The following is a 7,193-nucleotide window of genomic DNA, read 5'->3' as shown; positions in this document are numbered from 1 at the left end:
ACCACAGGTCGGCGAGAGGAGCAATGGAACCCAAGATCGCAGCCAACGCACGCTTGCTCGATCCAGCCCCGACGCAAGGCCAGCCAGGTCCGGCTTCTGGGAAACCAGAGGCCAAGCCGGTGGCGACAGGCCCGGATCCAGTCGACATTCGTCTGGTCATTGAAGAAGGTAAGGTCAGCGGCTCGTACGTCTACAAGACGATCAACCGTGTGACGGGCGAAATCCTGCGGCAGTTTCCTCGAGAAGAGATCCTGAAGCTGCAATCAGGCGACGAATACAAGTCCGGGACGATCGTACGCACCGAGGTCTGATCCAGCCCGGCCCGCCGTTCGCGCAGGACCAGTATGCACCGTTAACCGCCCCGGAGCACCCGGCGGCGGCGTTCTGCGTGGCGCGTTAACCTTCTGATCACCACGTTTTCCTACAGTGTCCTTACCACACGGTTGCGAGTCGCCGCCGGGGTCGGACCGCCAGGAGAGCGCGATGACGATCAGCGTCCATACGAATAAATCAGCGTTGACAGCGCTCCAGAACCTCAATGCGACCACCGACAAGCTGACCGAGACGCAAAATCGGATCAACACCGGTCTGCGGATCAACAACGCCAAGGAGAACGCCTCCGTCTGGGCCATTGCTCAGGGGCAGAGGGCCGATATCGGGGCGCTGGGGGCGGTGACCAACAGTCTGAATCGCGCGACCTCGATCGCGGATGTTTCGCTCGCCGCCGGCGCCACCATCTCGGACCTCCTGGTTGAGCTCAAGGCCAAGGTCGTTGCAGCGTTGGACTCATCGCTGGATGCGGCTTCGCGGGGTGCGCTGGATTCGGACTTCAAGGCCATCCTGCGACAGATCACTCAGGTGGTGCAGAATGCCAGCTTCGACGGCGCCAATATCTTCAGCGGCACGGCGGGCAATATCCAGTTCCTCGCCAACGCCGAGGCGACCTCGCGCCTCACCCTTTCGACGCGCACCCTGGCTCTGGGCGGCTCCAACATCACCATCCCGGCTACTGCGGGCATCACCACGATCACCATCGCCACAACCGTGCTGGCGCGCCTTGACGCCTCCATCGCCAACGTCAACCAGGCGCTGGGCAATCTCGGCTCCCAGGCCAAGCAGATCGATGCCCATCTCAACTTCGTGTCCAAACTGTCTGATGTTCTGGAGTCTGGCGTCGGGAACCTGGTTGACGCTGACCTCGCAAAGGAAAGCGCGCGTCTTCAGGGGTTGCAGGTCCAGCAGCAGCTGGGCGCTCAGGCGCTTTCAATCGCGAACTCGGCGCCGCGTATCATCCTGGATTTGTTCCGCGGCGGCTAGCCCGTTACGCTGACGGCGCTCTGACCGTGCCGTAGTGGCGTCTGTGCGGTGTTTTTCGGGCGGCTTAACCGGCGGTAAGTGTTGTTGTGGCTATCGTGAACATGCGGACCTTGTGTCTGTGCGAGCGAGACTATGGTTACGGCGATTGATTCCAGTCTGCTGCTTTCGATGTACCAGTCACGGACCGGTGTGCGGACGGCTGCGAGCGGATCCTCGGGAACCTTCAAGCGGGTCGCGCCCACGGCGCCGTGGAACGGCGCCACAACGCCCGCGGAAACCAGCGCGGCGATCAAGTCGGCCCTGTCGGGTCGCAAGTTCATCAACGAGGGTTCGGCCAAGCTGGACCTGCCTGGCGCCAGTACGGATTACCGCAAACTGTTCGCCCTCTATGCGGGTCTTGGCAGCCTGTTGGGCGTCGCCGAGCAGGCCGGCGCCAAGAGCCTGAACGCCAGCGAGAAGCAACGCATCAGTCAGGCCTTTAACCGAGGGCTCGAAGAGGTCTCCGGCTACGTCGACGATTCATCTTTCGAAAAGCTGCGCCTGGTCCAGGGCGACGCCGCCAGCAGCGCCAAGGCCAAGCTGGGCGTCCCCCGGACACGAACCGAGTACCAGACCCCGCCGTTGGTGAGCGGGTCCAGCTCGACCGTCGTTCCAGCTTTCCAGGGCGCAGTGGCGTTCAACATCACTGTGAAACGGTCGGGGACCACATTCAATGTCCCGATCGACCTGTCGGCCATGGGCGCCACGCCGCGCACGATGGGCGCCACCGTGGAGTACATCAACAGCCAGCTTCAGGCCGCCGGTGTTGACGTGCGGGTTTCCTCGGCGCGTACGCCCGGATCGCCGAAGACCACCACGGTAAACGGCAAGCCGGTGACCATCGGAACCAATCCCGATCAGTTTGCGCTGAAGTTCAAGGTCTCAGCCGGAGAAACCGTCTCGTTCCAGGCGCCGGCGACGGCGGGCGCGGTCTATCTGGCTCAGGACGCCGGCAACCCCGATCCGGACGGCAAACCCGCCACCGCCGACAGCATCGCCCGCAGCCAGTTTCTCAAGTTCCAGACCGACACCACCAACCTTGGCGCGCCATTGCAGCAGACCGGCGAGCAGAACTGGGTGGATGGTCGCGTGTTCGCCCAGACCCTGGGTCCTGAGGTCAAGACCGTCCGCCAGACCAAGGTCGACGCCGACGGCTCTGTCTACATGCTGGCCGATGTGACCTCCAAGGTCGCCGGGCAGGAAATCCGGGGCGCCCAGGACACCGCGCTACTCAAGTATGACGGCGCCGGGAAGCTGATCTTCGCCCGTGTTCTGGGGGCCGCCGAGACCTCCAGTGGCCTGGGCCTGGCCCTGTCGGCTGACGGCAAGATCGCGATTGCCGGATCCGTCACGGGCGGGCTCAACGGCGCCGTCAATGGCGCGCTGAATTCCACAGCCGGCCCTGGCGCCTTGTCGGACAGCTACGTCACCGTCTTCGACGCCGAGGGACAGGAGCTTTGGACCCAGCGGCGCGGCGCGCGTAAGGCCGACGAGGCCAGCCAGGTGGCGTTCGGCGCCGACGGGACCGTCTATGTGGCTGGCCGCGCCCAGTCGGCCCTTCCGGGGACCACGGCCATCGGCGGCTGGGACAGCTATCTTGAGGCCTTCAAGCCGGATGGAACCGGCAAGGTGCAGACGCTGTTCACCACGACTTTCGGCACCGCCGGCACGGACCGCCCGGCCGGTCTGGTGGTCGATGGGACCTCCGTGGTCACTGCCAGCAACGAGGACGGCCGCGCGGTTCTGCGTCGGTATGATGTCTCTGGCGCCAATCCCGTACAGACCTCCACGCGCGATCTCGGCGATCTGCAGGGCGGTGAGATCACCGGCCTTGCCCTGGATGGCGGCGAGGTTGTCGTGGCCGGGTCCGCAGGAAACCCGGCCCTGGCCGCAGGGACCATCACCCGGGCGCATTCGGGCGGCAGCGATGCGTTCGCGGCGCGGATTTCCTCCAGTCTCGGACCTGGCGGCTCCATCGCCTACTACGGCGGGGCAGGGGACGACCGCGCCACCGCCCTGGCCGTCGGTGCCGGCGGCGAGATCTGGCTGGCCGGCGCCGTCGGAACGGATCTGCCGGGGTTCGCCGACAAGATCGGCACGAAGGACGGCTTTCTCACGCGCCTCGACGTAGCTGCCGGGACGGTCGAGTGGTCGCGCCGGTTTACGGGCAAGGACGGGCGCGCGGCGCCCACGAGCATTGCCGTGGACAACCAGGGCTCCAGCGTCCTGGATCGTCTGGGCCTGCCGCAAGGCCAGCTGGATCTCAGCGATTCACCGCGCCTGACGGCGGCCTCCGCCCTCCGGGCCGGCGACCAGTTTACGATAAAGACGGGGCAGGGGTCCGCCCGGACCGTCACCATTGAAGCCGCCGACACGATCGACACCCTGGCCCAGAAGATACGTCGAAACAGTAACTTCCAGGCGAAAGTCACCATCACTTCCCTGGGCGGCCAGCGCAGCCTGCGCATCGAGCCGACGACTCCGAATCAGATGATCGAGTTCGCCCTGGGCAAGGATGGCAAGGACGCGCTGGAGCTGTTGGGCATCCCGGAGGGCGTCCTGCGCAAAACCACGACCGTGGATGGCAAAACTCTCCCGGCCGACGGCAAGAGCATGCTGTACGGACTGGGCTTGCCCAGCAACCTCAACCTCAACAATGACGTCGAGCGCAAACACGCCATCGCCGAAATCGGCCAGGCCATGGGCGTGGTGCGCAAGGCCTACATCGACATGAAGGCGGCTGCCTCACCTCCACCTCCGCCCTCCGCGGCGGCGATTTCGGGCAAGGTGCCGGCCTACCTGAACAATCAGATCGCCAACTATCAGGCCGCGCTCGACCGTCTCGGCGGGTAGCCGCGCCAATTGGCGACTTGAATGCGCCATGACGGGAGGCTAGCCAGACCTCATGGAGACGTCGCCGACCCCAACTCCCAAGCCCCCTGCGCGCGGGGCTCCCCTTTTCGCGTTGGGCGGCCTGATCGCCCTGGTCGCCGGACTGGGTGCGGCCTGGTTCATGACCCGCAGCGACGTGGACCAGACCACGCCGCCGCCGGCGTCTGAGGCCGGCCTGATCATCGACTCCAGCGCCAATGACAACGGTCGCATTGATCCGGCCAAGCCGCTGCGGTGCTTCGTCGCCGGCCAGTTTGTCGGCGAACTCAGCCTGACCGCCTGCGCCCAGCGCAATGGCGTGGCCACTGATGCGCTCGATGTCGGCATCGACGAGAGCGGCGCCCTGGCGGCGGCCCAGCAGGCCAGCCAGACGCTCATTCCATTGCCGCCCCAGGAGGAAGCGGGCGCCGCATTCCGCACGCCGGATCCGGAGCCTGACGCCGAGGTCGGCGCCGAACCGCCGCCGGGCAGTTGCTGGCTCCATCGGGGCGGGCGCTGGCGCAAGGTGGCCAATGACCTCGACCTCGACGGCTGTGTCCAGGCGCTCTTCGCGGGGCGCTGCGAGACGTCGGGCGCGGTCTATGGCCGCTGGGGCGCGCGCACCTTGCGCCTGACGCCTGGCCGGGTGGAGGTCTCGGACGACAACCGCACATTCTCGACGCTGGTTCTGCAGGCGGCTGACTGCGCCTTGCCACCTGTTGGATGACGCGCGGCGGCTGGACTGATAGGATAAAACTATGTCCGTCAAAACACTGCTGATCCTCGGTGTGTCCGCGCTCGCGATGGTCGGGTGCGCCCAGCGCACCAAGCCGCCGGGTGACGCCGGCGTCTGCTACCATGTGGTGCCGCAGAAGGACGGATCGATGAAGTACAACCGCGTGGTGACCGTGGCCACGCTGGAGGCTTGCGCCGGCAACCTCGAAGCCATGCGGGTCAAGTTCCTGCGGCTGGGCGGCAACCAGACCGACATCTACGGCGCCTTCCAGGCCAATTTCCTCTTTCTGGTGCGGGAGGGCGTCCTGACCTCTACGTCGCTGGAGGGACCGCGTTATGTGGCCCTGGTCAGGACCGGCGACGGACGGTTGGCGATTCCGGGCGCCATGCCGCAGCAATAGCTGTGGGTGGAATGAAACAAACAAGGAACATTCGCTTGCCGCGCTCGATCTGAGCGTCTAGCGTGCCCGCCGGGCCAGAGCCCGCAGCTACGGAAACGACGGGACACAACGACATGGCGGGCAGCGTCAACAAGGTCATTCTGGTGGGAAACCTCGGGGCAGACCCCGAAATTCGCGCCCTGGGCTCCGGCGATCGGGTCGCCAATCTGCGCGTGGCCACCTCCGAAACCTGGCGCGACAAGTCCTCGGGCGAACGCAAGGAAAAGACCGAGTGGCACCGCGTGGTCATCTTCAACGAGAACCTGGTCAAGGTGGCCGAGAACTATCTGCGCAAGGGCTCCAAGGTTTACATCGAGGGCTCGATCCAGACCCGCAAGTGGGCGGATCAGTCAGGCGTCGAGAAGTTCTCCACCGAGATCGTCCTTCAGAAATTCCGCGGTGAACTCACCATGCTGGACGGTCGCGGCGGCGACGCCGAGCAGGGGGAGGGCGGCTATTCATCCGGCTCCAGCGGCTTCTCCTCGGGTCCCCGCCAGACCAGTTCGGCGCCTCGGGAAGACTTCTCGGCCAACCTGGACGACGAGATCCCGTTCTAGGGCCGGATCCGCGCGGTTCGAATCCGGGATCCAGACTGCGCTCATCCCGGTGAATGCCGAGGTCTTCCCCCAGGACGGTCCGGGGTCTGAGGGCTGCAAGACATTCTTGAAGCGAAAGATCTTCGCCCTCATGCCGCCGGCGACGCTTGTCGCTCCACTGGTGTTCTAGACCAATCCGCCCAAGGCCTGGTTCGACCAATGGTGGCTGCTGTCAGTCGTGGGTTTTGCGGTGATCGCCATTGTCCTGATGCTCGAACACCTCAATGAGCGGCGTCAAGGCTCGTTCTCATATATTCAGAGCGCGACGGGCGCTTGAACCGGCATCCGCTTAATGCTCGCTGCCTTCATCTGCCTTACCGCCATCTCCATCTACGCCCATGCCAATGTGCGCGCCGGTCCGCCAATCTGGTATTCCTATGTCTTCACCACCATCCGAGACCAGACAGCTAGGCCGCCTCTTTGAGGTATCCGGTGGCCGCCTTTGTGACTTCCTGCGCCAACGCTGACCACGACATCTCCAGCAGGATGGGGTCATCACCGCGGGACTTCGAGACAAAAGACGATACTATGATCTGGTAGGAAAACCCGATCACCGACAGCCGCCGTTTTTCGGGCAGGAAATCGAGAAAGCCGGAAACGGCATTATTGTAATGCGCGAAAACTCGGCCGCGGCCGGCCAGTCCAATGGCGCGAAGCGATGGCGTGAGCATGGGATAGCTATACAATACGCGGTGAAGCGCCTCATCCCGCTCTGATATTTCAGCCAAGATTGCAGAGATTTCAGATACAATCTCGCTTGGGCCAGCAAATTTTTGCCCGTTCAGGCGCTCGCAGACAGCATCTTCCAGGCGCCTTATGGCCTCCAGCTTGATGGCCTGAACGATGCTGTCCTTGCCATCGAAACGTCGATAGATGTTGCCGACGGGGATGCCCGCCGCTTCGGCGACCTCTGCCATTGAGAAGCCGTCATCTCCCTTGCGCACAAGCACTTCGGTTGCAGCGGCGACAATACGCGCCAGCGCCACGCGGCTGCGCTCCTGCACCGGTCGTCGGACGAAAGGTGAAGCCTCGTAACGGTCCATCCTCCCTTTTCCGTCAAGGCACCGCACTGTCAATGTTGGCGCGCGGAAAAGGGCTGGAGCAGGCACGAATGCTGCGTCTGCCTGGTCACCATCAAGGTGACGCTCGGGACATCATGCGACATGAGGGTGTCCGGCCACTTCACAGGCTAATA

At 64.4% G+C, this 7,193-nt stretch carries 6 protein-coding genes and 1 pseudogene; 6 read left to right on the top strand and 1 reads right to left on the bottom strand.

Annotation, left to right across the window (positions count from 1 at the left end):
- The 6 genes and pseudogenes from ACIQ42_RS13625 to ssb form a co-directional block, all read left to right on the top strand.
- Window positions 1-311: pseudogene (locus ACIQ42_RS13625) on the top strand (hypothetical protein); the annotation flags it as partial.
- A 172-nt stretch (window positions 312-483) separates the two neighbouring features.
- Window positions 484-1,317, top strand: coding sequence for a flagellin (locus ACIQ42_RS13620; protein ID WP_397422770.1), 834 nt, complete (start codon window positions 484-486; stop codon window positions 1,315-1,317).
- Window positions 1,318-1,449: 132 nt separating this feature from the next.
- Complete coding sequence (locus tag ACIQ42_RS13615) at window positions 1,450-4,209, top strand: hypothetical protein (RefSeq protein WP_397422769.1); 2,760 nt, start codon at window positions 1,450-1,452, stop codon at window positions 4,207-4,209.
- Window positions 4,210-4,261: 52 nt separating this feature from the next.
- The gene (locus tag ACIQ42_RS13610) at window positions 4,262-4,954 is read left to right on the top strand and encodes a hypothetical protein (protein WP_397422768.1); all 693 of its coding nucleotides are present in this window, start codon (window positions 4,262-4,264) and stop codon (window positions 4,952-4,954) included.
- Window positions 4,955-4,985: 31 nt separating this feature from the next.
- The gene (locus ACIQ42_RS13605; RefSeq protein ID WP_397401434.1) at window positions 4,986-5,363 is read left to right on the top strand and encodes a hypothetical protein; all 378 of its coding nucleotides are present in this window, start codon (window positions 4,986-4,988) and stop codon (window positions 5,361-5,363) included.
- Between the two features lie 113 nt (window positions 5,364-5,476).
- Window positions 5,477-5,959 carry a single-stranded DNA-binding protein gene (gene ssb / locus ACIQ42_RS13600; protein WP_397422767.1) on the top strand — a complete coding sequence of 161 codons (483 nt, stop codon included), beginning with the start codon at window positions 5,477-5,479 and terminating at the stop codon, window positions 5,957-5,959.
- A gap of 446 nt (window positions 5,960-6,405) precedes the next feature.
- On the opposite strand, the gene ACIQ42_RS13595 is transcribed toward ssb, so the two are convergent.
- Window positions 6,406-7,041, bottom strand: a complete 636-nt coding sequence (locus ACIQ42_RS13595) for a TetR/AcrR family transcriptional regulator (RefSeq protein ID WP_397422766.1) — start codon at window positions 7,039-7,041, stop codon at window positions 6,406-6,408.
- Window positions 7,042-7,193 lie beyond the last annotated feature (152 nt).

It is taken from the genome of Phenylobacterium sp. (assembly GCF_044372605.1).
Classification (GTDB): Bacteria; Pseudomonadota; Alphaproteobacteria; order Caulobacterales; family Caulobacteraceae; genus Phenylobacterium.
This window is presented reverse-complemented; position numbering and strand designations above follow the sequence as displayed.

Coding starts and splice junctions, on each gene's coding strand:
- ACIQ42_RS13620 (WP_397422770.1), top strand. CDS start 484: ATGACGATCAGCGTCCATACGAATAAATCAGCGTTGACAGCGCTCCAG.
- ACIQ42_RS13615 (WP_397422769.1), top strand. CDS start 1,450: ATGGTTACGGCGATTGATTCCAGTCTGCTGCTTTCGATGTACCAGTCA.
- ACIQ42_RS13610 (WP_397422768.1), top strand. CDS start 4,262: ATGGAGACGTCGCCGACCCCAACTCCCAAGCCCCCTGCGCGCGGGGCT.
- ACIQ42_RS13605 (WP_397401434.1), top strand. CDS start 4,986: ATGTCCGTCAAAACACTGCTGATCCTCGGTGTGTCCGCGCTCGCGATG.
- ssb (WP_397422767.1), top strand. CDS start 5,477: ATGGCGGGCAGCGTCAACAAGGTCATTCTGGTGGGAAACCTCGGGGCA.
- ACIQ42_RS13595 (WP_397422766.1), bottom strand. CDS start 7,041: ATGGACCGTTACGAGGCTTCACCTTTCGTCCGACGACCGGTGCAGGAG.